Source organism: Rothia sp. HMSC071B01 (assembly GCF_001808945.1).
Classification (GTDB): Bacteria; Actinomycetota; Actinomycetes; order Actinomycetales; family Micrococcaceae; genus Rothia.
The window spans coordinates 252,800-275,332 of record NZ_KV795081.1 but is presented as its reverse complement, the minus strand read 5'-3'; the positions used below and the strand labels follow the sequence as shown (position 1 = coordinate 275,332).

Here is a 22,533-nt window from a genome sequence, read left to right as displayed (position 1 = left end):
GCTCAGATTGGAGGGCGGCTATCGCTCGATAGCCGGCGCAAAGAGCTCACGCACATCCTCAGCCGTCACCGCTGCGGAGGCGAACTCGCCCTCACCGACCACCGCATCGAAGAGCGCGGCCTTCGACTCCTTGAGCTGCATGACCTTCTCCTCAATGGTGCCCTCGGCGACCAGACGGTAGACGTGCACCTCCTTGTCCTGGCCGATGCGGTGAATACGGTCCACCGCCTGCTGCTCGGCGGCGGGGTTCCACCACGGATCCATGATGAACACGTGGTCCGCCTCGGTCAGGTTCAGGCCGAAACCGCCAGCCTTGAGCGAAATGAGGAACACCGGCTCCTGCCCGCTCGTAAACGCCTCGATAACCTCGGCACGGTTGCGGGTCGAACCGTCCAGGTACAGGTGACCGATGCCCTCCTTAGCCAGGCGTGCCGAAATGCTCTTGAGGTAGCCGGTGAACTGGCTGAACACCAGCACTCGGTGGCCCTTCTCGAGCAGGTCGGGCAGCTGCTGAACCAGGTAGTCACGCTTGACCGACGACACCCCGGCGTAGGCTTCCGGATCAATCAGCGCGGCATCGAGCGCCAGGCGGCGCAGCAGGGTCAGCGACTGGAAGATCGTGAACCGGTTCTTGTCCATATCCTCCAGTAGACCCAGCACCTTCTGACGTTCACGCTGCAGATGCGTGTCATAGATGCGGCGGTGACCGGGAGCCAGCGGCAGGTTCACGCGCGTATCGTTCTTCGCCGGAAGCTCCGCCGCCACCAGCTCCTTGGTGCGGCGCAACATAAGCGGGCGGATGCGCCGGCGCAGACGAGCCGCCGTCGCCGCGGCGTGCGCCGGGTCCTCAGCGGACTCCGCCGGGCGAGCGTACAGGTCACGGAACGCACGGGCGGAGGGGAACAGGCCGTCCGCCACAATTGCCAGCAGCGCCCACAGCTCCATGAGGTTGTTCTCAATGGGCGTGCCGGTCATCGCGATCTTGGTACGGGCGGGCATCGCGCGGGCGATGGACCAGGCGCGGGTACCGGTGTTTTTGACGAATTGCGCCTCGTCCAGCAGGAGCGCGCCCCAGCCTTCGGGGGCGGATAGTTCGCCCGTGGAATCGTCAACGGCGCGGCCTAGCGTGCGAGCGTAACCGGTGTAAGCGTCCTCATCCATGCGCAGCAGCGTGTAGCTGGTCAGCACCAGATGCGCCCCGGCGATGCGCTCGGCAAGCGGGGTCTTACCGGCGGTGGTTTCGGTGATGGTCACGACCTTCGCCTCGGGCAGGAAGCGTTCGGCCTCCGCCGCCCAGTTCGCAACTACGGAGGTCGGCGCAACCACGAGGAAGGGCGCGAACGGCTCAACGCTCTCACCGCGCTCGGCGGCACGCTCAGCTGCGGCGCGGTGCTCCTCGATGGCGTGGGCGAGCAGGGCGAGAGCCTGCACGGTCTTACCCAGGCCCATGTCATCTGCGAGGATGCCACCCAGACGGTGCTCGTACAGGAACGACAACCACTGGAAACCCTCCACCTGGTAGGGGCGCAGGGTCGCCTGCAGACCGGTGGGCACCGGGCAGCTCGGAATAATCTGGCGGGGGTTCTTCTGGCGGGAGGTCTTCTTGCCGGAAGTTTTCTGGAGCGCGGGGGAATCCTGAGAGCCCTTGTCAGGCACCTTTTCGGTGCTTTCTTCGGCATCCTCCAGACCCTCAACCAGCTCCAACAGCGAACGCACCTGCGCATCCCACCGCGCGGTCGTATGCACGCTCGCCGCCAGCGACTCCAGCTCCGAGAACAGCCCCGCCTGGTGCCGGTTAATGCGCAGCTCACCGCCCGCATCGTCGAGTTCTCGAGCCTCCGCAATGAGGGTGCGCAGGGTCTTAAACTCGGGTCGACGTAGCGAGAAATAGGTGCCGTTACCGAGCAGAATACGGTCCGCCCCGCGGTCCAGCGCCTCAAAAATCTGGGCGAAGGGCACGGTCCAATTGTTGACCTTCACGGCAATGCCCAGACCGAACCAGTCGCGAGAATTACCCTCGCTCACGGTGATTTCGATGAGCGCGTCGGTTGCCTCCACGAACTCCGGCGGGGTGCCGTTAAAACGCACCTGAAAAGCGGAAACGCGGCGAAGCTTCGGCAGAATCGCGCTCAGCAGCTCGCGGGTTTCCCAACCCTCGATGCGGCGCTCCTCCAACCCGGAAAGCGCCGGATGGGCGGCAAGAATTGCGCGCACCGAACGCAGCACGCGCGCCTCAAAACGCTCATCGCGAATCTCGCCGCCCTCTTCACCGGGGTAGCCGAAAACGGGCAGGGACTGCACCTCGGAGGCACCCGCAGAATCCTGCGCGCTCGCCTCCTCTGAGCTGTCCTCCGCGAAGGGGTTCAGCGGGTACTCCCAACGCCAGCTCAGCTGCGCGTCGTGGCGTACCTGCTCGTCAAAGCTGATTTCAAGCACCAGATGCGGCGGCTTCACGCGCGGCAGCGCCAGCGCCGGATCGGGGGTTAGCGAGGGAATGGAACGACTGAGCGCGGGCAGGTACTCCTTCTGGAACGTGGCGCGTTCCGCGGCGGGAATGTGCACGGTTCCGGCGCTAATGAGCGATTCGGAGGCGGCATCGAGCGGCTCGACCAGGGGGATGAGCGCCAGTTCCACGCCCTCGGACAGTTCGGGCACGGCGGGGGAGTAGCGCACCCGCTCACCCTGTACTGGGGCAATCGTCGGTGCGCTATTCTCGGCTTCCTCAGTCGGCGCCTTCAGCGCGTCCTTTTGCACGAAAGATTCGCGACCCACTTCATCCAGTGCGCCGGGGCGCGCGGTCTTCCAGTGCACCGCCTTTGCCGCCTGCTCGTACTCCTGCTGAACCAGCCCGCCCAGGGCAAAGAAGCCGGTGCGCGGGGTGCCGATGGGGTGGCAGTGCGCGGCGGGTAGCCAGAGCTGGCGTAGCAGTTCGCCTTCGCGTCCTTCCCAGCTGAGCGCTGCTTGAAGCTGCAGACCGGCGCCCTCGTCGTGCGCATCCTCGCTGGCGGCGGCGTGCAGGCGCACCTGTGCGGGGCTCAGCACGGCGTAGTTCACCTCGCGACCGTTGACGAGCAGGGGCAGGCCAATATCCTCCGCGCGGGCGAGTACATCCCAGAGCAGAGTGGAGGCAGAAGCGCTGATTGAGATCCAGTCGCGGTGTGAGGAGTACATGTTCTGCCAGGGGCGGGCAATCGAGTAGAGTTCGGCGAAGAATCGTTCATGTTCGGGGTAGATTTCGTGCCGCCCGACGGGTCCGCCCACGCTAGAGGCGAAGGTTTCCCAGCTGAGTCCGCCCTTGATCCAGCGCCCGGTTTTGGACGCCATGAGCGGGCGGGCGAGCAGGTTAATGCTGGGGGTTGCCCCGGGCATATTGCGGCCGCGCGCGTAGGAGCCGGAGACGCTCAGCGAGAAATCCAGGGCGCCGCTCACGCGCATTGAATCAATGCCCGCAAGGTCCTGACGTGCGGAAAGAACGGAGGAGAGGTCGCGTCGCCATGCCGAGATTTTGGTGGCGGATGCCTCTGCCTGCAGGCTCGGGGAGGCGCCTAGCTCGTTGAGTGCAAAGCTTCCCTGGGGGTTTTCGGGCTCGGCAGTTGCTGCATCGGGCGCGGGCAGTTTCGCCGCGGTGGTGAGTGCACCGGAGGCGCGCAGCGCCGCGAGCGGGTCGGCGGATTTCTTCGCCTCCGCAACGTCCGCGCTCTTTGAATCTGCAGATCCCTTTATTGCTGATCCTTTTGCATCTGTCGCACCCTTCGCAGCGGTAGCCTTCGTTACGGCACCGGGTACGCCGACCGGTCCGGGGTGTTCGCTGAGTGCCTTTTTCGCTACGGAGGCGCGGTCGAGCGCGGTGAGCATGAGCGCTACGGCGTGCTTGCAGTCGGTGAGCACGGGGCAGGTGCAACGGGCGGTGAAGGTTGCGGAGCCGCTGACGGCGGGGAAGAAACGAATGGTCACTTCGTAGGGGATGATGGTGCTTCCGTTGACGAGCCCGGTGAGGGTTCGCTCGTCTTCATCGTAGCTGTAGCGGATGACTTCGCGGTTGCGCTGGTAGGCGACGCCGCGCTGGTAGGTGCGGTGCCCGGCCTGGCGAATGATCTGCGGTACGGTGACGGGAATTTCGGGGAAGGGGTTGTTGGCGCTCACCAGCTCATTATCGCGTATTGTGCGGGTATGCGCCTTGTTGCCGGTCATTTGCTGGCGGCTGCCGGGCTGACTGTTGGATTGACTGTCGGGTTGGTTGCTGGGGCGACTATTGAGCGGTGGTTTGGGGCGTATTTCGTATTTTTGGCGGGGAGTTTTTGACGCATAAAAACACCGGTATTCACATAAGATATTCCGCACCGTATCAAAAATTCACACCATTTAAAACGTTCCCACAAGCCAAAATGCTAATAATCTAAATCTCTTTCACAAAACGCTTTACTTAACTTGAGAAAATGCTGTAAGCTAAACCCAGCTTCAAGAGTTTCGACTGATAAGCTCCGACTATGGTCGAACGCCAACCCCATGTTCACGGGTGGCTCGGATGACGAAGCGGTTTGTATTCACCACCGGAATAACCGGTGGTAATTGGTACAGACAAGAGCAACGCGAAAGGATCGCGCCACTCACGGCGCAGGTTGTCACATGTACAACGGCTCTGCAACCGAAGCAGCAATCTCTCTGAACCCCTCCCGCTCCTACCAGGAAAGCCTGCGTGCCGCAGCTGTCCCCGCGCGAGGCGGATACACCGCAGTCAGCATTGACGATTACTCCCGCATTTCTTCTAAGCGCGACGAGTTCCTGAACTTCCTTCTTCTGCCGAACCCCGAGGGCATCCCCGCTATTGAGTACGCCGGTCTGCGCGTAGCGTAGCATTAGGGGTATGAATTTCTCCGGTATGCTCCTGGACTCCGACGTTCTTGCGGAGATCCGTAAGGCGGATCCAGACCCCGCCGTGGTCGCTTTTCTGCGCCGCCGCTCGTTCCGGCACATGTACATTTCTGTGCTGAGCATTGGCGAGCTGAAGGGCCTGTACCCCTACCCGGAAACTGATCGCTGGATTACCGAACTTCTTGAGCGCTTTGGCGACCACGTTATTAATGTGGATGCGCGCGTGAGCCTCGAGTGGGCGGGCCGTCAGGCGCCGCGCGGCGTGCATGCTGTGGGTCGTGATGATGCCGGTCCGCTGCCTACCGCCGCCCTGGAGGGTCTGATGGCGGCGAGTGCGAGCGCCTATGATTTGGAGCTGATTTCTTCTAAGGCGCAGGTGTACCGCGCCTGGGGTGTTCAGGCTTCCAACCCGTGGACTGAGCAGTAAAACTTCGCCTGATACACGTCCTCGCGTGCGCGTCTGGATGAATACCTGTGTGAATAGTTGTGAGAACCCGCTTTCGAGTGTTAATCGGAGGCGGGTTTCGTCGTTAATTCGTGGCATGATTGAAGGACGATGAAAAGCACCTCACCTATCTCGCGTTATTCCATGCCCATGCCTCTGTGGCTTCAGGGTGTTGTTGAGCTAATTGTTACTGCCCTGTTCTCTGCGCTTGCTGTGTTTGCGGCGATGTCTGCCGTGTGGGCAACCAAAGGTTTTGGCGACATGGAGTTCTCCTCCGTGGCCGCCATGTCGGCGCACCTGTGGCTTCTGATTCACGGCGTTCCTTTGGATCTTGCGGCTGCTTTTGGTGCTTCTGCCGGCACGATGACGCTGGTGCCGCTGGGTTTGAGTATTCTGCCTCTGCTGCTCTGTTACCGTTCGGGTCGTCGTCTGGCGCGCGCTTCGTATGAGGGTGAGTTTTTGATTCCGGTGCTGTCCGGTTCGGTGACTTACGCGCTGATTAGTTCGGCGATGTACGGTTGGGCGAGCCCGCATCCGCAGCCTCTTCAGGCGTTGAATGCTGCCCTGGTGCCTTTGGGTATTGTGGTGGCTGGTCTGATGTGGGGTGGCTACCGTGAGGCGCGTTCGCTCTCGCGCATGGTGGGTGTTGATACTGCGGAGCAGATTTCGCAGATGAGTCAGTATTCGCGTTGGGCGGGTTCGTATGCCTGGGCTGTGGTGCGTGCCGCGGTGGTTGCTTTTGTGGCGCTGGTCGGTCTGGGCGCGGTGCTTTTGGGTATCGGTATTTTGGCTGGCTGGTCGCAGATTGTTGCCACCTACCAGGAGCTGCATGCGGGCGCTGTGGGTGATACTGCGGTGACTCTGTTGCAGTTGGGTTTCTTGCCGAACCTGGTGATTTATGCGATTGCGTGGTCGACCGGTGCCGGTTTCTCCTTTGGTGCGGGTACCTCGGTTGGCTTGACCAGTAGCGATGTTGGTACTTTGCCGATGCTTCCGATTCTGGGTGCTGTGCCCGAGTCGATGGGCACGTTCGGTCTGGTGGGTCTGCTGGTGCCGCTGGGTGCCGGTGCGATTGCTGGCTGGTGGTTCTTGCGTGAGGGTGAGGATCACCTGGATGAGTGGGTTGCCCTGAAGGTTCCGTTCCGCCCGCTGTCTGCGCTGATTTCTGCGGTGGTGCTGGGTGTGATGACCGGTATTATGACGTCGTTTGGTGCCCTGTGGCTGGGCTGGATTTCGTACGGCTCCCTGGGCATTGGTCGTTTTACGGAGGTTGGTGCTGAGCCGCTGACTTTTGCGGCGCATACCGCGTTGACGGTGGGTGCCGGCGTGACTTTCGGTATGTTGCTGAGCCGTGCCCTGGTACCGGATAGTAGCCGTGAGCTGCCTCGTTTTGCGGATGAGCGCCCGAATCTGGGTGAGCGTCTGATGAGTTTTACTGCCTCGACCCGTGAGCGTTTTGCGCAGGGCCGTGAGCGTTTTGCGGAGCGTCGTGAGGAGCGTGCGCAGGCGCGTGCGGAGCGTATGGAGCGTGAGGCTGAGGAAGCTGCGGCACGTGAGGCGGCTGAGCGTGAAGCTGAGGAAGTCGCCGCTCGTGAGGCTGCAGAGCGTGAAGCAGCTGAGCACGAGGCGGAAGAGACGGCACGCGCGGCTGCCTCTAAGAAGGCTTCTGAGAAGAATGTCTCTGAGCCTGAGCAGTCTGTTGTATCTGAGGTGGCGACCGGTCACGTGCCGGTGCATCCGCAGGAGCCGGTGGTTGCCGTCCCCGTGGAGGCGACCGAACAGCTGGCGCAACGTGCGGCGGCGGACGCTTTCGCAGACATCGTTGAAGAGCGCGAAGAGGTGGCTGAAGAGCCCACCTCCGAAGAGGCTACTGCTGAAGAGAGCCCCGCTGAGCAGTACGAGCCGATTGAGGCCGTTCAGCAGGTCGATTACCTGCACTCTGCACAGGCTGAGGATTACGAGAGTATCGAAGCATCTGTTGAGCCTGCCTCCAACGAGCACACTGCATACGAACACAGCACCTATAACCCCGCCGTGTACGCTCATGACCCCTCCGAGGAGGAGACTCGCGAGCTGATTCAGGAGCCCGTCTACGAGGCTGCCGAACCTGTGGCTGCTGAGCGTGAGAACGCTGTTGAAGAGCCCGCAGAGCAGGCGCCGCGTTCGAAGGGCCGCGCGAGCCGCATTATGGCGTACTTCGGCTTTGGTATTGAACAGCCTGCCGCAGCGCAGGATGAATCAGTGCAGGATAACTCGGCTGATGCCGCCCATGCTGAATCTGCCGCGCAGGACCGCGCCGGCGATGATCGTACTAGCGACCGTGCGCTTGAGCGTGCGCAGAAGCGCGAGGCGAAGAAGGCGGCTAAGGCGGCACGCAAGAAGCGGAAGAACGACCTAGAACGTGATTTTGTGGATCGCGAGCTGGATGTCCTCTCTGCTGATCAGGCGATGAGCCGCATCTTTGAGGTTCGTAGCCAGACCGGCATCCTTCCGCTGGTGACCGATGAGGCGTCTACCGTGGAGCTGCCCCCGCTGGATGTCAGCTCCTCGAAGTCCCAGGGCTCTAATGCGCAGGGTTCTAACGCCCGCAAGAAGAACTAGCGCGCAGAACCCCTAACGAGCTGCAGAAGAGCTAGAGTTGGACGTGCCGGTGAGTTTGTCCATCGTGCCCTGGAACTTCTGGTCGCAGGTGTACATGTCGGTCTGGGTCAGCGCGGCGGCGCGGCACTCGCGGTACTCCTGCGCGCCGGGCATGAGGGCAAGACCGATGCCGCCGAGCAGGGTCATCGCGCCGTAGATGATGCTGACGCCCGCGGCAATGTAGAAGAACCAGGGGCCGCGGTAGACTGCGGTGCGCACGATCGCAATAATGCTCAGGGTGATGCCGGCGAGCGCGAAGAGGAAGAGCGCCAAGAAAAGCGGCATCGTGGAGAGCACGAAGGAGGACGCCGCAAAAATCACCAGCGCGGCAACGATTAGCATGAGCGAGGTGCGAATATTCGCTTTCTGCTGTTCGATGGGGTCGATGGGCTTGCGCGGTTTCTTGCCCTGGGGTCCTCGAGGCTGCGGCATCATGTTCTGAGGTGCCTGCTGCGGTGCGTTGTTTGGAGTGTTCTGCGGGGGAGTAGACATACCTATAAGGGTACCGCCCCGTCTGCCCTCGACCTATTGAGTATGTGGCCTATTGAGTTCGCGATCTGTTGAGTTTGCGCCCAGCAAACCCCGGTGAAGCCCTATGAACTCCAGTGAACCCCGGTGAGGATTTGTCCCGCCGGGGTTTCTTTGTGCTCACCTTTGGGTTTTGGGTGCGTTGTGAACCTCTTACCCCCTTTGGATAAGGGTGTGAGACGGGTTATACTAGTCGGGTGCGAATTGTGGTTATGGTATCCGGCTCCGGAACGAATCTTCAGTCCATCCTCGACGCTGTAGCAGCGGGCGAGCTTCCCCTCGACATTGCGGCAGTGGGCGCCGACAAGCCCTGTCTGGGTATTGAACGTGCCCAGGCGGCGGGTGTACCCACCTTCCTGGTGAAGCCCGGCGACTACGCCGACCGCCCCTCCTGGAACCGCGCGCTGGAAGAAAAGATCGCTTCCTACGACCCCGATTACATTGTGTTCGCCGGCTTCATGCGCATTGTTGACGCGCAGCTGGTCGAACGTTTCAGCAACCGCATCATCAACACTCACCCCGCCCTGCTGCCCTCCTTCCCGGGTGCGCACGGCGTGCGTGACGCCCTGGCGCACGGTGTGAAGATTACCGGCCTGACCGTCCACTTTGTGGATGCGGGCGTTGACACCGGCCCCATCCTCGCCCAGGCGGCAGTGCCTGTTCTGGAGGACGATACCGAAGAGACCCTGCACGAACGCATTAAGGTGCAGGAGCGCCGCCTGCTCGTGCAGACCATCGCGTCTCTCGCTGAATCTCACAGTGCTGCATCTGACAGCTAATTCCGCCCACTAAATTTTTCGCGGCGGAATGAGCCGAGCTCAAACCCCGCCGCCCATACACGTTCCGTTGTGCCCATTCGACGCGTTCACCTTAGCGTCACGCACAGCGGCGGGGAATACCCCCACACATGCCCTGCCTATCCGGGCATGCTACGTCCATCCACCAGCTGTGCCGCCGAGAACCGGCGCACGTCTAAAGCATCGGAGTATTTGTGTCTCTCATTGAGCTCGATCGCGTGCCCCTGCGCCGCGCCCTCATTTCCGTCTACGACAAGACCGGTCTGGAGGAGTTCGCCCGCGGCCTGCACGAGGCTGGCGTCGCGCTGGTCTCCACCGGCTCCACCGCATCAACCATCGCGGCAGCAGGCGTACCCGTCACCGAGGTCACCGAAGTGACCGGTTTCCCCGAGTGCCTCGAAGGCCGCGTGAAGACCCTGCACCCGCGCATCCACGCCGGTATTCTGGCGGACCGCCGCAAGCAGGAGCACATCGACACCCTCGAAGAGCTGGACGTTGAGGCATTCGACCTGGTGGTTGTGAACCTGTACCCCTTCGTTGAGACCGTTGCCTCCGGTGCCGATCAGGACGCCATCATCGAGAAGATCGACATTGGTGGCCCCTCCATGGTTCGCGCTGCCGCGAAGAACCACGACGCCGTCGCTATTGTTGTGGACCCCGCCGACTACGCGCGCACCGTTGAGGCCGCTAAGAACGGTGGCTTCTCCCTGGATGAGCGCCGCCGCCTTGCTGCCGGCGCATTCGCCCACACCGCCGCGTACGATACCGCTGTGGCTACCTGGACCGCATCCCAGTTCCTGCAGGATGAGGACGCTAACTTCTGGCCCCCGTACGCTGGCCTGGGCTTCGAGCGCAGCGAGACCCTGCGTTACGGCGAGAACCCGCACCAGCGTGCCGCCCTGTACGTTGACCCCGCCGCTGCCCCCGGCATTGCTCAGGCGGAGCAGCTGCACGGTAAGGCGATGAGCTACAACAACTACGTTGATGCTGATGCCGCTCTGCGTGCCGCTTACGACTTCGACGAGCCGGCTGTTGCCGTTATCAAGCACAACAACCCCTGCGGTATTGCTGTGGCAACCCCCGGCGCGGCTGACCCGATTGCGGACGCTCACGCGAAGGCGCACGCTTGCGACCCGCTGTCCGCATACGGTGGCGTGATTGCCGCTAACCGCCCGGTGACCGCCGCTATGGCTCAGACCGTCAAGGGCATCTTCACCGAGGTGATCGTGGCTCCCGGCTTCGAGCCCGAGGCGCTGGAGATCCTGCGTGAGAAGAAGAACCTGCGCCTGCTGGTTCTGCCCGAGAACTTTGCCCGCGAGGCTATCGAGTACCGCCCCATTTCCGGTGGCGCACTCTTCCAGGAGGCTGACCGCCTACAGGCTGAGGGTGACGACCCGAAGAACTGGACCCTGGTTGCCGGTGAGCCGGCTGACGAGGCAACCCTGCGTGACCTCGAGTTCGCGTGGCGTGCACTGCGTTCGCCCAAGTCCAACGCTATTCTGCTTGCCGATAACGGTGCCGCCGTGGGCATCGGCATGGGCCAGGTGAACCGCGTGGATTCCTGCAAGCTTTCGGTGGAGCGCGCGAACACTCTCGGCGGTGAAGGTAACGAGCGTGCCCGCGGTGCGGTTGCCGCATCCGACGCGTTCTTCCCCTTCGCTGACGGCCTGCAGGTGCTGCTGGACGCCGGCGTGCGTGCCGTCGTGCACCCGGGCGGTTCGATCCGCGACGAGGAAGTTATCGAGGCGGCTAAGGCTGCTGGCGTGACCATGTACCTGACCGGTACCCGCCACTTCTTCCACTAAAAATGTGTAGCGGGCTCAGCCTGCGCTGAGCTGCCCGCTGTGAGCGGGGCATTCTAGGGTGAACCTTCTGGTGAGCCTGGGATGCCCCGCTTTTTCATACTCTCCACCTGGGACATTCGTGTTGGAACATCTGCGGTGGAGCATCCGTATTGTGGGCAGTCGTATTTATAGAATTTTTGCTCTATTTTGCGCCGGATTTGCGCATGAGGGCGCGTCAACAGCGACCAGGATGCGCACGGATTGGCTAAAAGTTCGCTAGGATTAGGGTGTGCCTAAAGTCAGCGAAGAATACAAAAAGAACAGGCGTTCTCAGATTGTAGAGACCGCCCGCGAATGCTTCATCAAGCAGGGTTATCAGAAGGCTTCGATGAGCGAGATTATTGCGGCCACTGGCCTGTCTGCTGGAGCGATTTATAACCACTTCTCCTCCAAGGATGAGATTATCCTGGCGGCAGCCCGCATGGACATGGCGCCCTTCGACCGCATCCGCGCCGAACAGCCCTGGGACTACGTGTTCGGGTGCCTGAAGGTGCTGGACACCCCCAAGATTCGCCGTCACCTGCTCGTCACCTGGGGCGAGGCTGTGGCAATGCCGCAGCTGGCGACCGTGGTGTCTGAACAGCTGAGCTACCTGCGCGATCAGTCCCTGGAACGCTACCGCGCCTGGGGTGCCGCTGAGCTGGACTTCACCGAAGAAGAGCTTGAAGAGTGGCTGACCGTTATCGGTGCCGCGGTGCTGTCGGTGCTGACCGGTTACGTGGTGCAGACCCAGCTGGTGGCTGGCGGTAAGAAGGAGAGCGCTCGCGAGGCGTACCTGGAGTACGCTTCCGCTATTCTGCGTCAGGCGTAGGGCGCACAGACCTGCGTAAACTGCCGCCAATAAGCCCGCCGGGGTGTGTTGTGCGCCCCGCGCCGGACTCGCGCAGACACCGTGAAAACTTCATCGTGATGCTTGGTAAAGCCCGTTTTCCTTCTCGAAGGAAAGCGGGCTTTACGGTATTATGAGGTGTAGCTCATATTTTTTTCATTCGGGGTTTTCAGTTGGAGGCGCCCGCCGCCTCCTGAAGAACGCCCGGCATACGCCGCGGAAACCCCGATGATGAGCGACCGAAGATAACGCAAAAACACTCCCAGGAGCGTAATGTCCGAGCAGAAGATCCTCGAGATGCCCCTCGCCGACCTCGACCCCGAGGTTGCAGAAGCCATTGAGCTGGAGCGCAAGCGCCAGCAGAACACCCTCGAGATGATTGCATCCGAGAACTTCGTCCCCCGTGCCGTCCTCGAAAGCCAGGGCTCGGTGCTGACCAACAAGTACGCTGAGGGTTACCCCGGCCGCCGCTACTACGGCGGTTGCGAATTCGTTGACATCGTTGAGTCCCTCGCTATTTCCCGCGTGAAGGAACTCTTCGGCGCTGAGCACGCAAACGTTCAGCCCCACTCCGGCGCGCAGGCGAACAACGCCGTCATGCATGCACTGCTGAACCCCGGCGACACCATCATGGGTCTGTCCCTGGCACACGGCGGCCACCTGACTCACGGCATGAAGCTGAACGTCTCCGGCAAGCTGTACAACGTTGTCGCCTACAGCGTGGACGAGAACGGCCGCGTTGACATGGAGCAGGTGCGTGAACTGGCGCTGGCTGAGCGCCCCAAGCTGATTATCGCCGGCTGGTCCGCGTACCCCCGTCAGTTGGACTTCGCTGCGTTCCGCGCGATCGCTGACGAAATCGGCGCGTACCTGTGGGTGGACATGGCCCACTTCGCGGGCCTGGTGGCTGCGGGTCTGCACCCGAACCCCGTCCCGCACGCACACGTGGTCTCCTCCACCGTACACAAGACTCTGGGCGGTCCCCGCTCCGGCTTCATCCTCTGCACCGAGGAGCTGAAGAAGAAGATTGACTCCGCAGTGTTCCCCGGCCAGCAGGGTGGCCCGCTCATGCACGTGATTGCCGCGAAGGCTACCGCGTTCAAGGTCGCCGCATCTGACGCGTTCAAGGACCGCCAGAAGCGCACCGTTGAGGGCGCACAGATCCTGGCGAACCGCCTGCTGCAGCAGGATGTGAAGGACGCCGGCGTTTCCATCGCATCCGGCGGTACTGACGTTCACCTGGTGCTTGTTGACCTGCGCAACCACGCCCTCAACGGCAAGGAAGCAGAAGACCTGCTGCACGATGCCGGTATTACTGTCAACCGTAACGCTGTGCCGAACGACCCCCGCCCGCCGATGGTGACCTCCGGTCTGCGTATCGGTACCCCTGCTCTGGCGACCCGCGGCTTCGACGCCGAGGGCTTCACCGAGGTTGCCGACATTATCGCTTCCGTACTGCTGCCGAACCCGGACATCGCTGCGCTGCGTGCCCGCGTTGAGGCACTGTGCGCCAAGTACCCCCTCTACCAGGGTAGCGAGAACTGGTAGACCCATGAATGACCCCGTTCGCTCAACATTCCCTGTGGGTGCTGAGCGGGCGGGGTTATTTCGCCCTCTTACTTTTTGCTGCTCTACCCGCCACATTCGTTGAGGGACGTAGCGGGGGAGTGGTACCTCTAGGGGCACACCCTAGAACCCAACACACAGACCGTCCGTTTCGGCGAACCCGCCGCAATCTATGGAAGGAAAAACAATGCCCCAGATTCTAGACGGTAACGCAACCGCCGCAGCCATCAAGGAAGAGCTGAAGGAGCGCGTCGAGGCGCTCAAGGCTAAGGGTATTACCCCCGGCCTGGGTACCGTGCTGGTCGGTGACGACCCCGCATCCCGCTCGTACGTGGGCGCTAAGCACCGCGACTGCGCAGAGATCGGTATTAACTCCATCCGTGTGGACCTGCCCGGTGACATCACTCAGGAAGAGCTCGACGCAGAGATCGACAAGCTGAACAACGACCCGGCGTGCACCAGCTACATTGTGCAGTTGCCCCTGCCCAAGCACCTGGACACCAACCGCGTGCTGGAGCGCATCGCCCCCGAGAAGGACGCTGACGGCCTGCACCCGACCAACCTCGGCAAGCTCGTGCTGAACGTTTCTGAGCCGCTGGATTCCCCGCTGCCCTGCACCCCCAACGGTGTCATTGAGCTGGTGAAGCGCCACGGCATCGACTGGAACGGCAAGAACGTTGTGGTGCTCGGCCGCGGCATTACCGTGGGCCGCCCGCTGGGTCTGCTGCTGACCCGCCGCGAGGTGAACGCGACCGCAACCCTGGCGCACACCGGTACCGAGAACCTGGACGAGGTACTGCGCGAGGCTGACGTCATTGTTGCCGCTGTGGGTGTTCCGCACGTGCTGAAGGCTCACCAGGTCAAGGACGGCGCAATCCTGCTGGACGTTGGTGTTTCCCGCGCTGAGGACCCGGAGACCGGCAAGAAGAAGCTCTTCGGCGATGTCTCCCCGGAGGCTGCGCAGAAGGCATCCTGGGTTTCCCCGAACCCCGGCGGTGTGGGCCCGATGACCCGCGCGGAGCTACTGGTGAACGTGGTTGAGACCGCGGAGCGTCAGGCGGCGTAAGGCCCGCAGCATTTTAGAGCTGAAATATTTCAGAGCTGATAACTCAAAAGGGCGGTGCCCCGGTAGAACAATCTACCGGGGCACCGCCCTTCACACTGTCATCACAAGAGAAAAGGCAGGTGCTAGAGAATCATCTCGTAGAAGTAGGCATCGGCAAGGTACAAGGTCTCTGCGTACTCTACGGGGCTACCTTCTTCGGTGTAGCCGGTCGCGCAGACCTTGAACGCCGCCTCGCCCACGGGAACCTGCTGGTTGAACGCCTCGGCGTCGGCGTCGGTGAAGAGCGCCGCGCTGGTGCGTACGCGGGCGTGCTTAATGGCGTTGGGGGTGTCGGCAAGCTGGTCTAGCGAGCTCATCGCACCGGACATCTCCGCCATCATGGCGTCCAGGATGCTACTTGCGGCGGCCTTGACAAAGTAGGAACGCTCAAAGCCGATGACTTCGTGGTCGGCAAGACGCAGGCGGCGCACGAACAGCACCTGCTCGCCCACCGGCACGGATAGGTGGGTGGAAATCTCTTCGGTGGCGTCCACCCAGCGGGTCGCAATCATGCGGGTGGAGCCCTCAAAACCGCGGCGGCACATATCGTCAACGAAGGTGTCCACGCGCGGAATGTAGGTGGCGTCGGTGCGCTCGGCAACGTAGGTGCCGGAGCCCTGCACGTTGTAGAGCAGGCCGCGTTCAATCAGGACCTTCAGGGCGCTACGAACCGTCTGGCGGCTCACCCCAAAGTTCTGCTGAATCATACGTTCGGTGGGCAGCTTATCGCCGGGCTTGCCGGGAATAATGTAGCGCTGCTCAATGTAGTGGATGACCTGCTCGTACTTCGGGCCGGGAATCGGGGGTAGCTCGTAGCGGCTCTCAGTGTTGTGAGCGGTACTTTCGGAGGCGGAGGTGCCCGCAGAATGTGAGGGGGTACCGTGGTCGGTGGTCTGTGAGGAGTGTGAATTCATCACCCAATAGTTTACCGTTCAGCCAGAGAAAAAACGCGCACGAGTGAAAATTTCTCTTCCTTCAAACTGGCATAATTAAGACTATGCATTTTTCTAACACCCCTGCACCGCGCCCGAGCGGTCTGCTTCGCGTGGCGAGCGTGAATGTGAACGGTATCCGAGCCGCCTACAAGAAGGATATGGCGGCGTGGTTGGCGAGCCGTGACATCGACATTCTCTGCCTGCAGGAGGTGCGCGCCCCCGACGCTATCGTGCGTGAGCTGCTGGACGAATCCCAGTGGCATATTCTGCACGCGGAGGCTGCCGCGAAGGGCCGCGCCGGTGTACTGGTGGCGACCCGCCGCACCCCGAACTCGGCCGGTGAAGTCCTGGAGAATCAGCCGGTGGCGACCCGCTCGAATATTGGCGAAGAGTACTTTGACGATTCGGGCCGCTGGGTTGAGGCGGACTACGTTCTGCCCAACGGTAAGACCCTGACCGTGGTCAGCGCCTACGTTCACTCCGGTGAGGTCGGCACCCAGAAGCAGGACGATAAGTACCGCTTCCTGGAGCGCATGCTGGTGCGCATGCCTGAACTGGCAAAGCACTCGGACCACGTGCTCATCGTGGGCGATTTGAACGTGGGCCACACCGAGCTGGACATTAAGAACTGGAAGGCTAACCAGAAGCGTGCCGGCTTCCTGCCGGAGGAACGCGCCTACTTTGACCGCTTCTTCGGCGATATCGGCTACCGCGATGTGGCTCGTGAGCTGGCGGGTCAGGTGCCCGGCCCCTACACCTGGTGGTCTTACCGCGGCAAGGCGTTCGATAATGACGCAGGCTGGCGTATCGACTACCACATGGCGACCCCGGCGCTCGCCGAAAGCGCCGTGGAGGCGGTCGTGGACCGCGCGGCAAGCTACGATGAGCGTTTCAGCGATCATGCGCCGCTCGTGGTTGACTACCGCATCGGTGAGTAAGACGCGGACCCACCTACAGATAAGTTTTTGAAGATGTGCTGCACCGTCCGCAGCACCGCACAGGAAGAACTGCACAGGAAATAACTATGGCAGACGAAAAGAAGCAGGATAAGTCCCTCATCCCTAACGCCTCTCAGCAGAAGGCACGTATCTACTCGGGTGCGCAGCCGTCGGCTGATTCGATGCACCTGGGTAACTACATTGGTGCTGTGAACAACTGGGTGGCGTTGCAGGACGACCCGAATAACGAATGTCTGTTCTTTATCCCGGATATGCACGCCATCACCGTTCCTCAGAACCCCGAGGAGCTGCGTGAGCGTACCCGCCTGACCGCGGCGCAGTATATCGCCTCCGGCATTGACCCGACCCGCACCCCGCTGTTCGTGCAGTCGCACGTGCCCGAGCACGCCCAGCTGGCGTGGGTTCTGAACTGCTTCACCGGCTTCGGCGAGGCCTCCCGTATGACCCAGTTCAAGGACAAGTCCCAGAAGCAGGGCGCCGAGAACGCCTCCGTGGGCCTGTTCACCTACCCGATTCTGATGGCCGCCGACATCCTGCTCTACCAGGTGGACGGCGTGCCCGTGGGCGAGGATCAGCGTCAGCACCTGGAGCTGACCCGTAACCTGGCTCAGCGCTTCAACTCCCGTTTCGGTGAGACCTTTGTGGTGCCCGATCCGGTGATTCTGAAGGAAACCGCTAAGATTTACGACCTGCAGGACCCGACCTCGAAGATGTCCAAGTCCGCGGCATCCGATAAGGGCCTGATTAAGCTTCTGGACACCCCCAAGACAACCCAGAAGAAGATTAAGTCCGCCGTGACCGATGACGGCTCCCTCATCGCCTACGACCGCGAGGCTAAGCCCGGCGTCTCCAACCTGCTCTCCATCTACTCGGCAATGACCGGCGAGAGCATCGACGAGATCGTGGCACGCTACGAGGGCAAGATGTACGGCCACCTGAAGGTCGACCTTGCCGATATTGTGGTGGAGCGCCTCACCCCGGTGCGTGAGCGTACCCTCGAGCTGATGGACGACCCCGCCGAGCTGGACCGCCTGCTGGCTGTGGGCGCATCCGCTGCCCGCGAGATCGCTACCGTCACCATTGAGAACGTGTACAAGAAGGTTGGCTTCCTGCCTGCCGCCGCAATCTAGCGCGCTGTTCAGCCTGCCCGGCTGAGACGCCGCATTACCTGCACGATTGAGATGACAGCACAAGAGAACTCTTCGAGCCCCACGACGGCTCCTGTATCCCCGACCCTGAAACCCGGTCGCCGCTACCTGAGCGTTATTGCGCACGTGAGCGGTGAGAATGTTCAGCGCCTGGAAGAGTGGAAGCGCGCGGTAGCCGGTGGTGCGGTGGCGCCTATCAGCACCCACGTGACCGTGTACCTGACGGAGCTGAACGAGTCTCTAATGGCTGAGGTGCACTCCCCGCAGTTCCGCGAGGCGCTGGACACGCCGCGTTTTGAGGCGCGCTGGGGTTCGGTACACTCCTTCCGCCCGGTCACCGAGGTGGAGTACCTGAACCTGGAGGCGGGTAGGGCCGAGTTCGAGCAGATTCACCAGAAGCTGGTTGAGCTATTCGGTGCCGGCGCGGCGTCCTTCCCCTATGTGCCGCACGTGACCCTGGGTCACGGGCTCACGGAAGAGCAGGTGGCGAACGCCCGTGAGGTGTTTGATGCTCTGCCCGCCGAGCAGCGCACCTTCACCGTGGATCACCTACACTGCTACTCCTACGACGGGCAGAACTGGGAAGAGATGACGGTTCTGCCGCTGCGTTAGTGGCTGGCGCATAAACCCTGCATACATAAAGAGAGATGCGACCGATAGGTTATCGGTCGCATCTCTCTTTATGCTTTCGCTCGGTTTATCTCAGCGCGAGAGCCCTAGTGGGAGTGGCCCTCATGAGCCTCGCCGGACTCGTGCGCGTCAGCCGAAGCCGAGGAGGAAGCAGTGCCGTGTGCCTCAGAGCCGTGAGCCTCAGCCTCAACCGGTGCAGCGTTCGAGGAGGAGACACCCAGAATCTCGTTCGGGGTCTTCGGAAGCTCCACGCTCATCAGCTCCTTCGGAGCTGCCGGGTTCGACAGGGACACCGCAATGAGCTTCTTGGTCGCCGGGTCGGTCACGTAGGCGGTCTTACCGTCCACCCACAGTGCCGGACGCTCGTCCTGCCACGTCTCAGACTCGGTCCACGCCTCCATGAGCTGTACGGAGCCCAGCTCGGCACCGGTTGCCGGATCGAAGATGCGCAGCTTGCCGTCGGTGGTCAGCAGCAGAGCCTCACCCTGAGGGCCGCGAGCCAGCGAACGGAAGGTGTAGCTCACGCCGGAGGGCAGGGAGTAGACGGTGCGGGTTACCGCAACAGTGTCGATGATGGAGAACTTCTCGGGACGCTCCAGCTTAGCGTCCTTATCGGTCTTGTAGTCCGCCAGAACGTACTGCGAGTCAGCCTTACCGGACTGGTTGCCGGAACGCGAGTACGGGTCCTCGGGGTTGGTGATCTTGGTGAACTTGCCGTCCTTGTAGACCAGCGCACCGTCGGTGCAGCCGATGGAGAACGCGCCGTTCTTGGCGATGGCTTCACCATGAACGCCGGGGCAGGCGGGGCTCTCGGTGACGGTCTTGCCCTGAGCATCCACAACAGCGGCACCGGTGCGGGTCTTGGAGTCGCCGACCGCTACCAGGTACTGGTCGTTGGGCAGCGGGATTGCGAAGCCGTGGTGAGGCTTCGGCAGGGTGACGGTCGTGGTCTCCAGGGAGGAGGCGGTGCGCTTGTCGTGGGTCAGCTTCGCCGGGTCGTACACGGCGAAGGAGCCGGTGCCGTCAGCGAATGCCGCGACCTTGCCGTTGTCCTTGATGACGTGACCGGTGTGGTCAGCCGCCAGAGACAGCGAAGACAGCGACGGGGAAGTGGTGTAGTAGTGCGAGTGGTCGCCGTGCGCTACGGACCATACGCCGGTGTCCAGGAAGGTGTAGCTGTTGCCGTCTGCAACGACGAGGTGGCGGTTATCGCCAGCGTCGGAGAGGCGCAGGAAGCCTTCCTTGGGGATGTCTGCGAGCAGCTTCATGTCCTTGGCGTCGTAAACGAGTACGCCACCGTCGTAGGTGATGGCGACGCGGCTTGCGGCGCCCTTGCCTTCGGTGATGGGTGCGGCGGTTGCGCTCGCGGAGGTGGAGGCGCTGGGGCTGGTCTGTGTATTCTGGCCGGTCTGGGTGGTCTGGGAGCCACATGCGGTCAGGGCGAGTGCGGCTACTGCGCCGAGTGCGCCGGCGCGGGTGAGGAAAAACTTACGGGTCATGTGCATGCACCAAGACTAACATGAGAATGGTTCTCTATAGTGGTTGATCCTTGGCTCGTATCAGAGTCTGGAAGCGCAGCCCACGCCGGGTGCGTAAGGCATTCCGACCCCCGCCCAGCCGCAGGGAGCATCCTTCCGCACCCCACTAGGCAAAAGCCTTGAAACCGCCCGCAAAATGAGCCATTAGGGCAAAAGAAAACCGGCTCCCTTCCGAAAAGAAGAGAGCCGGTTTCTAGAGGTATCTTTTGCTCGAGTAAGGCTCATGTACCTACTCAAGGCCAAAAATTTAGAGGAGGTTGTTCAGACCTCGCGCCTTAATCTCGCCCACGGCATCCTTGACAGCCTGTGCCTTGGAACGCGGTGCGACCAGCAGAGCATCGGGGGTGTCAACCACAACGATATCGTCCAAGCCAATCACGGAGATCTTGCGCTCGGTGTTCGCGACAATAATGCCGGAGCAACCGTGGTTAATGACGTTGTCCTTCTCGCCGAGGATGGTCAGCTCTTCGCCGCTCTTCTCGGTGTTCAGGCGAGCCACAGCGTCGAAGTCTCCAACGTCGTCCCAGCTGAAGGAGCCGGGAACCATGGCGACGTCACCTGCGGCTGCGGCGGGCTCTGCCACGGCGTAGTCAATAGCGGTCTTCGGCAGAGTCTCCCAGACACGCTCCATAACGGCCTCGCGCTCGGGGGTGTCCCACGCGTTAGCAATCTCCATAATGCCTGCGTACAGCTCAGGCTCATTCGCCTCGAGGTGCTTGAGCATCAGGGCGGCAGGTGCCACGAACATGCCTGCGTTCCAGGTGTATTCACCGGAGTCCAGGTACTTCTGTGCGGTGGCGGTGTCCGGCTTCTCCACGAAGGTGTCCACTGCGTGTGCGTTGGGAGCACCCTCGATGCCCAGGGGCTCGCTGGCATGAATGTAGCCAAACGCGCTGGAGGGCTCGGTGGGGGTAATGCCGATGGTGACAATCTTGCCGGTTGCCGCGGTGGTGACAGCTTCGGTCACCACACGGTGGAACTCATCCACGGGGCTGATGACGTGGTCAGCTGCGAAGGAGCCGATGATGGCGTCCGGTTCGCGGCGGTGGATGATAGCGCAAGCCAGACCGATAGCTGCAGCCGAGTCCTTGGGGGAGGGCTCCAGCACCAGGTCAGCGGCACGCAGCTCAGGAATCTGCTGGGTAACCGCATTGGCGTGCGAAGTGCCGGTAACTACCATGACGGAACCGTTGCTGAGATCGATGAGACGGTCGTAGGTGTCACGCAGCAGGGAATTGCCCGACGAGGTAAGGTCGAGCAGGAATTTCGGGGCATGCGCGCGGGACAGGGGCCACAAACGCGAGCCAACACCGCCGGCGGGAATAAGCGGGCGGAATCGAGTGAGTGCAGTATTCATCGCTTCAAGAATAGCGGGTGAATTTGTCATATATCGAATTCTTTTAGGTTTTAACAAAAAAGTGTCAGGCGGCTCTCATTTAGGTGATGTTTGAGGTTAGGTTAAGGTAAGTTCCGTACAAACACAGGGGATTAGGGGATATCGTAAAGAAAATGTGCCCTAATTTGCTTTTAGAACCTGTAAAAAAACCCTAAACAGGGTGTCAGTAAGCTGTGAATTTACCTGATATCTTGGAAGTAACAGACGAACAAAAGCAGTCGGTGAGCACACAGCTGTGCCTGGAAGCTGGGGCCTAAAAATGCGGTACCAGAACCCAGACGCTCGCCGTCGCAGCAGGAGGTTATTCAGTGTTGAATGGTTCTAAAGGAACCCTCTACCGCGGCCGCTGGGGCATGTGGTCCTGGGTTGCTCATCGCATTACCGGTATCGCGATTTTCTTCTTCCTTCTTGTACACATCCTAGATACTGCCGTCGTGCGTATCTCCCCGGAGGCCTACAACGGTGTACTGAGCCTGTACAAGAACCCCATCATGGGCCTGGGCGAGACCGCGCTTGTCGCCGCCATCGTCTACCACGCGTTCAACGGTATTCGTATTATCCTTATTGACTTCTGGGGTAAGGCAACCAACTCGCACGTGGAGCACATCCAGGCGAAGAACAAGGACGGCAACGTCGAAATCAGCCAGAAGGCAACCTACATGCACATCAAGATTCTCTGGGTTGTGCTTTTCCTCTGGGCAATCACCGTTGCTGGCTTTGCCGCACGTCACCTGCCGATCGTTTTCTCGCACATGGGAGGTCACTAAACTATGGCTACTCCGCTTAAGCCCCGCACCTATGTACCCCGTCTGCGTGACAACCGCATCGACGGTGTGAAGTACAACCGCTCCTCCTCCAAGCGCAACAACTTTGAGATGTTCGCTTGGCTGGGTATGCGCCTGTCCGGCGTCGTACTCGTCGTGCTGATTTTCGGTCACCTGTTCTCCAACCTCATGGTCGGTGACGGTATCCACGCCATCGACTTCGGCTTCGTGGGCGGCAAGTGGGCTAACCCCTTCTGGCAGGTCTGGGATCTGCTGCTGCTCTGGCTGGCTATGCTGCACGGTGCTAACGGCATCCGCGTCATCATCGATGACTACGCTGAGAAGGACCGCCTGCGCGTTTGGCTGAAGGTCATCCTCTTCGCAGCATGCGCATTCGTCCTGCTGGTTGGTACCCTCACCATCTTCGCGTTCGACCCCTGCCCCTCCGGCGCAGCGGCTGAACTGCTCCCCAGCTTCTGCTCGGCACGCTAACGGCGACGTATCCGAGACAAACGAAAACATCTAAAACACAGAAAG

Annotated in this window: 18 protein-coding genes and 1 riboswitch; of the genes, 13 read left to right on the top strand and 5 right to left on the bottom strand. The window is 61.5% G+C overall.

Translation table 11 applies throughout. From position 1 onward, the window contains the following. Window positions 1–18: 18 nt before the first annotated feature. Complete coding sequence (locus HMPREF2527_RS09255) at window positions 19–4,191, bottom strand: DEAD/DEAH box helicase (RefSeq protein WP_070507911.1); 4,173 nt, start codon at window positions 4,189–4,191, stop codon at window positions 19–21. Window positions 4,192–4,456: 265 nt separating this feature from the next. Beyond that, window positions 4,457–4,591, top strand: a riboswitch (SAM riboswitch). Between the two features lie 35 nt (window positions 4,592–4,626). Here HMPREF2527_RS09255 and HMPREF2527_RS09250 point away from each other — a divergent pair. From HMPREF2527_RS09250 to HMPREF2527_RS09240, 3 genes are all read left to right on the top strand, one after another. Next, window positions 4,627–4,854: a hypothetical protein gene (locus tag HMPREF2527_RS09250; protein ID WP_005506796.1), complete on the top strand. Its 228-nt coding sequence runs from the start codon at window positions 4,627–4,629 to the stop codon at window positions 4,852–4,854. Between the two features lie 10 nt (window positions 4,855–4,864). Next, window positions 4,865–5,299, top strand: coding sequence for a PIN domain-containing protein (locus HMPREF2527_RS09245; protein ID WP_070507908.1), 435 nt, complete (start codon window positions 4,865–4,867; stop codon window positions 5,297–5,299). A 129-nt stretch (window positions 5,300–5,428) separates the two neighbouring features. Beyond that, on the top strand, window positions 5,429–7,918 hold the full coding sequence (locus tag HMPREF2527_RS09240; protein WP_070507905.1) for a cell division protein PerM: 2,490 nt from the start codon (window positions 5,429–5,431) through the stop codon (window positions 7,916–7,918). 12 nt (window positions 7,919–7,930) lie between these two features. Here the strand turns inward: HMPREF2527_RS09240 and HMPREF2527_RS09235 are convergent, their stop codons facing one another. Further along, window positions 7,931–8,449, bottom strand: a complete 519-nt coding sequence (locus HMPREF2527_RS09235) for a 4-hydroxyphenylpyruvate dioxygenase (RefSeq protein WP_070507902.1) — start codon at window positions 8,447–8,449, stop codon at window positions 7,931–7,933. Between the two features lie 248 nt (window positions 8,450–8,697). Between HMPREF2527_RS09235 and purN the strand changes: the two genes are divergently transcribed. From purN to HMPREF2527_RS09210, 5 genes are all read left to right on the top strand, one after another. Further along, on the top strand, window positions 8,698–9,264 hold the full coding sequence (gene purN / locus HMPREF2527_RS09230) for a phosphoribosylglycinamide formyltransferase (protein ID WP_070507899.1): 567 nt from the start codon (window positions 8,698–8,700) through the stop codon (window positions 9,262–9,264). Between the two features lie 212 nt (window positions 9,265–9,476). After that, the gene (gene purH / locus HMPREF2527_RS09225) at window positions 9,477–11,087 is read left to right on the top strand and encodes a bifunctional phosphoribosylaminoimidazolecarboxamide formyltransferase/IMP cyclohydrolase (protein ID WP_012904095.1); all 1,611 of its coding nucleotides are present in this window, start codon (window positions 9,477–9,479) and stop codon (window positions 11,085–11,087) included. Window positions 11,088–11,355: 268 nt separating this feature from the next. Beyond that, complete coding sequence (locus tag HMPREF2527_RS09220) at window positions 11,356–11,937, top strand: TetR/AcrR family transcriptional regulator (RefSeq protein WP_049341495.1); 582 nt, start codon at window positions 11,356–11,358, stop codon at window positions 11,935–11,937. Window positions 11,938–12,228: 291 nt separating this feature from the next. After that, window positions 12,229–13,503: a serine hydroxymethyltransferase gene (gene glyA / locus HMPREF2527_RS09215; protein ID WP_012904094.1), complete on the top strand. Its 1,275-nt coding sequence runs from the start codon at window positions 12,229–12,231 to the stop codon at window positions 13,501–13,503. Window positions 13,504–13,708: 205 nt separating this feature from the next. Beyond that, the gene (locus HMPREF2527_RS09210; RefSeq protein WP_005508973.1) at window positions 13,709–14,587 is read left to right on the top strand and encodes a bifunctional methylenetetrahydrofolate dehydrogenase/methenyltetrahydrofolate cyclohydrolase; all 879 of its coding nucleotides are present in this window, start codon (window positions 13,709–13,711) and stop codon (window positions 14,585–14,587) included. 122 nt (window positions 14,588–14,709) lie between these two features. Here the strand turns inward: HMPREF2527_RS09210 and HMPREF2527_RS09205 are convergent, their stop codons facing one another. Beyond that, entirely contained in the window at window positions 14,710–15,543 is an 834-nt protein-coding gene (locus HMPREF2527_RS09205) for a GntR family transcriptional regulator (RefSeq protein ID WP_049350032.1), read from the bottom strand. An 80-nt stretch (window positions 15,544–15,623) separates the two neighbouring features. Here HMPREF2527_RS09205 and HMPREF2527_RS09200 point away from each other — a divergent pair, with 80 nt between their 5' ends. The 3 genes from HMPREF2527_RS09200 (at window position 15,624) to HMPREF2527_RS09190 (ending at window position 18,280) form a co-directional block, all read left to right on the top strand. Next, the gene (locus HMPREF2527_RS09200) at window positions 15,624–16,499 is read left to right on the top strand and encodes an exodeoxyribonuclease III (RefSeq protein WP_005506814.1); all 876 of its coding nucleotides are present in this window, start codon (window positions 15,624–15,626) and stop codon (window positions 16,497–16,499) included. An 86-nt stretch (window positions 16,500–16,585) separates the two neighbouring features. Continuing rightward, window positions 16,586–17,650: a tryptophan--tRNA ligase gene (gene trpS, locus HMPREF2527_RS09195; protein ID WP_049350033.1), complete on the top strand. Its 1,065-nt coding sequence runs from the start codon at window positions 16,586–16,588 to the stop codon at window positions 17,648–17,650. A gap of 51 nt (window positions 17,651–17,701) precedes the next feature. Beyond that, window positions 17,702–18,280, top strand: a complete 579-nt coding sequence (locus HMPREF2527_RS09190) for a 2'-5' RNA ligase family protein (protein ID WP_070507896.1) — start codon at window positions 17,702–17,704, stop codon at window positions 18,278–18,280. Between the two features lie 104 nt (window positions 18,281–18,384). On the opposite strand, the gene HMPREF2527_RS09185 is transcribed toward HMPREF2527_RS09190, so the two are convergent. Both HMPREF2527_RS09185 and HMPREF2527_RS09180 read right to left on the bottom strand, forming a co-directional pair. Continuing rightward, window positions 18,385–19,797 (bottom strand): hypothetical protein, encoded by a 1,413-nt coding sequence (locus tag HMPREF2527_RS09185; RefSeq protein ID WP_371440209.1) that lies wholly within the window; start codon window positions 19,795–19,797, stop codon window positions 18,385–18,387. Window positions 19,798–20,083: 286 nt separating this feature from the next. Continuing rightward, window positions 20,084–21,193 carry a mannose-1-phosphate guanylyltransferase gene (locus tag HMPREF2527_RS09180; protein WP_070508013.1) on the bottom strand — a complete coding sequence of 370 codons (1,110 nt, stop codon included), beginning with the start codon at window positions 21,191–21,193 and terminating at the stop codon, window positions 20,084–20,086. A 347-nt stretch (window positions 21,194–21,540) separates the two neighbouring features. Between HMPREF2527_RS09180 and sdhC the strand changes: the two genes are divergently transcribed. Both sdhC and HMPREF2527_RS09170 read left to right on the top strand, forming a co-directional pair. Continuing rightward, window positions 21,541–21,999, top strand: coding sequence for a succinate dehydrogenase, cytochrome b556 subunit (sdhC, locus tag HMPREF2527_RS09175; RefSeq protein WP_005508964.1), 459 nt, complete (start codon window positions 21,541–21,543; stop codon window positions 21,997–21,999). Between the two features lie 3 nt (window positions 22,000–22,002). Further along, complete coding sequence (locus HMPREF2527_RS09170) at window positions 22,003–22,488, top strand: succinate dehydrogenase hydrophobic membrane anchor subunit (protein WP_005506820.1); 486 nt, start codon at window positions 22,003–22,005, stop codon at window positions 22,486–22,488. Window positions 22,489–22,533 lie beyond the last annotated feature (45 nt).

Bases quoted from the DNA above. Each gene is read 5' to 3' on its own strand.
- HMPREF2527_RS09255 (WP_070507911.1), bottom strand. From the start codon at position 4,191: ATGACCGGCAACAAGGCGCATACCCGCACAATACGCGATAATGAGCTG.
- HMPREF2527_RS09250 (WP_005506796.1), top strand. From the start codon at position 4,627: ATGTACAACGGCTCTGCAACCGAAGCAGCAATCTCTCTGAACCCCTCC.
- HMPREF2527_RS09245 (WP_070507908.1), top strand. From the start codon at position 4,865: ATGAATTTCTCCGGTATGCTCCTGGACTCCGACGTTCTTGCGGAGATC.
- HMPREF2527_RS09240 (WP_070507905.1), top strand. From the start codon at position 5,429: ATGAAAAGCACCTCACCTATCTCGCGTTATTCCATGCCCATGCCTCTG.
- HMPREF2527_RS09235 (WP_070507902.1), bottom strand. From the start codon at position 8,449: ATGTCTACTCCCCCGCAGAACACTCCAAACAACGCACCGCAGCAGGCA.
- purN (WP_070507899.1), top strand. From the start codon at position 8,698: ATGGTATCCGGCTCCGGAACGAATCTTCAGTCCATCCTCGACGCTGTA.
- glyA (WP_012904094.1), top strand. From the start codon at position 12,229: ATGTCCGAGCAGAAGATCCTCGAGATGCCCCTCGCCGACCTCGACCCC.
- HMPREF2527_RS09210 (WP_005508973.1), top strand. From the start codon at position 13,709: ATGCCCCAGATTCTAGACGGTAACGCAACCGCCGCAGCCATCAAGGAA.
- HMPREF2527_RS09200 (WP_005506814.1), top strand. From the start codon at position 15,624: ATGCATTTTTCTAACACCCCTGCACCGCGCCCGAGCGGTCTGCTTCGC.
- trpS (WP_049350033.1), top strand. From the start codon at position 16,586: ATGGCAGACGAAAAGAAGCAGGATAAGTCCCTCATCCCTAACGCCTCT.
- HMPREF2527_RS09190 (WP_070507896.1), top strand. From the start codon at position 17,702: ATGACAGCACAAGAGAACTCTTCGAGCCCCACGACGGCTCCTGTATCC.
- HMPREF2527_RS09185 (WP_371440209.1), bottom strand. From the start codon at position 19,797: ATGACCCGTAAGTTTTTCCTCACCCGCGCCGGCGCACTCGGCGCAGTA.
- HMPREF2527_RS09180 (WP_070508013.1), bottom strand. From the start codon at position 21,193: ATGAATACTGCACTCACTCGATTCCGCCCGCTTATTCCCGCCGGCGGT.
- HMPREF2527_RS09170 (WP_005506820.1), top strand. From the start codon at position 22,003: ATGGCTACTCCGCTTAAGCCCCGCACCTATGTACCCCGTCTGCGTGAC.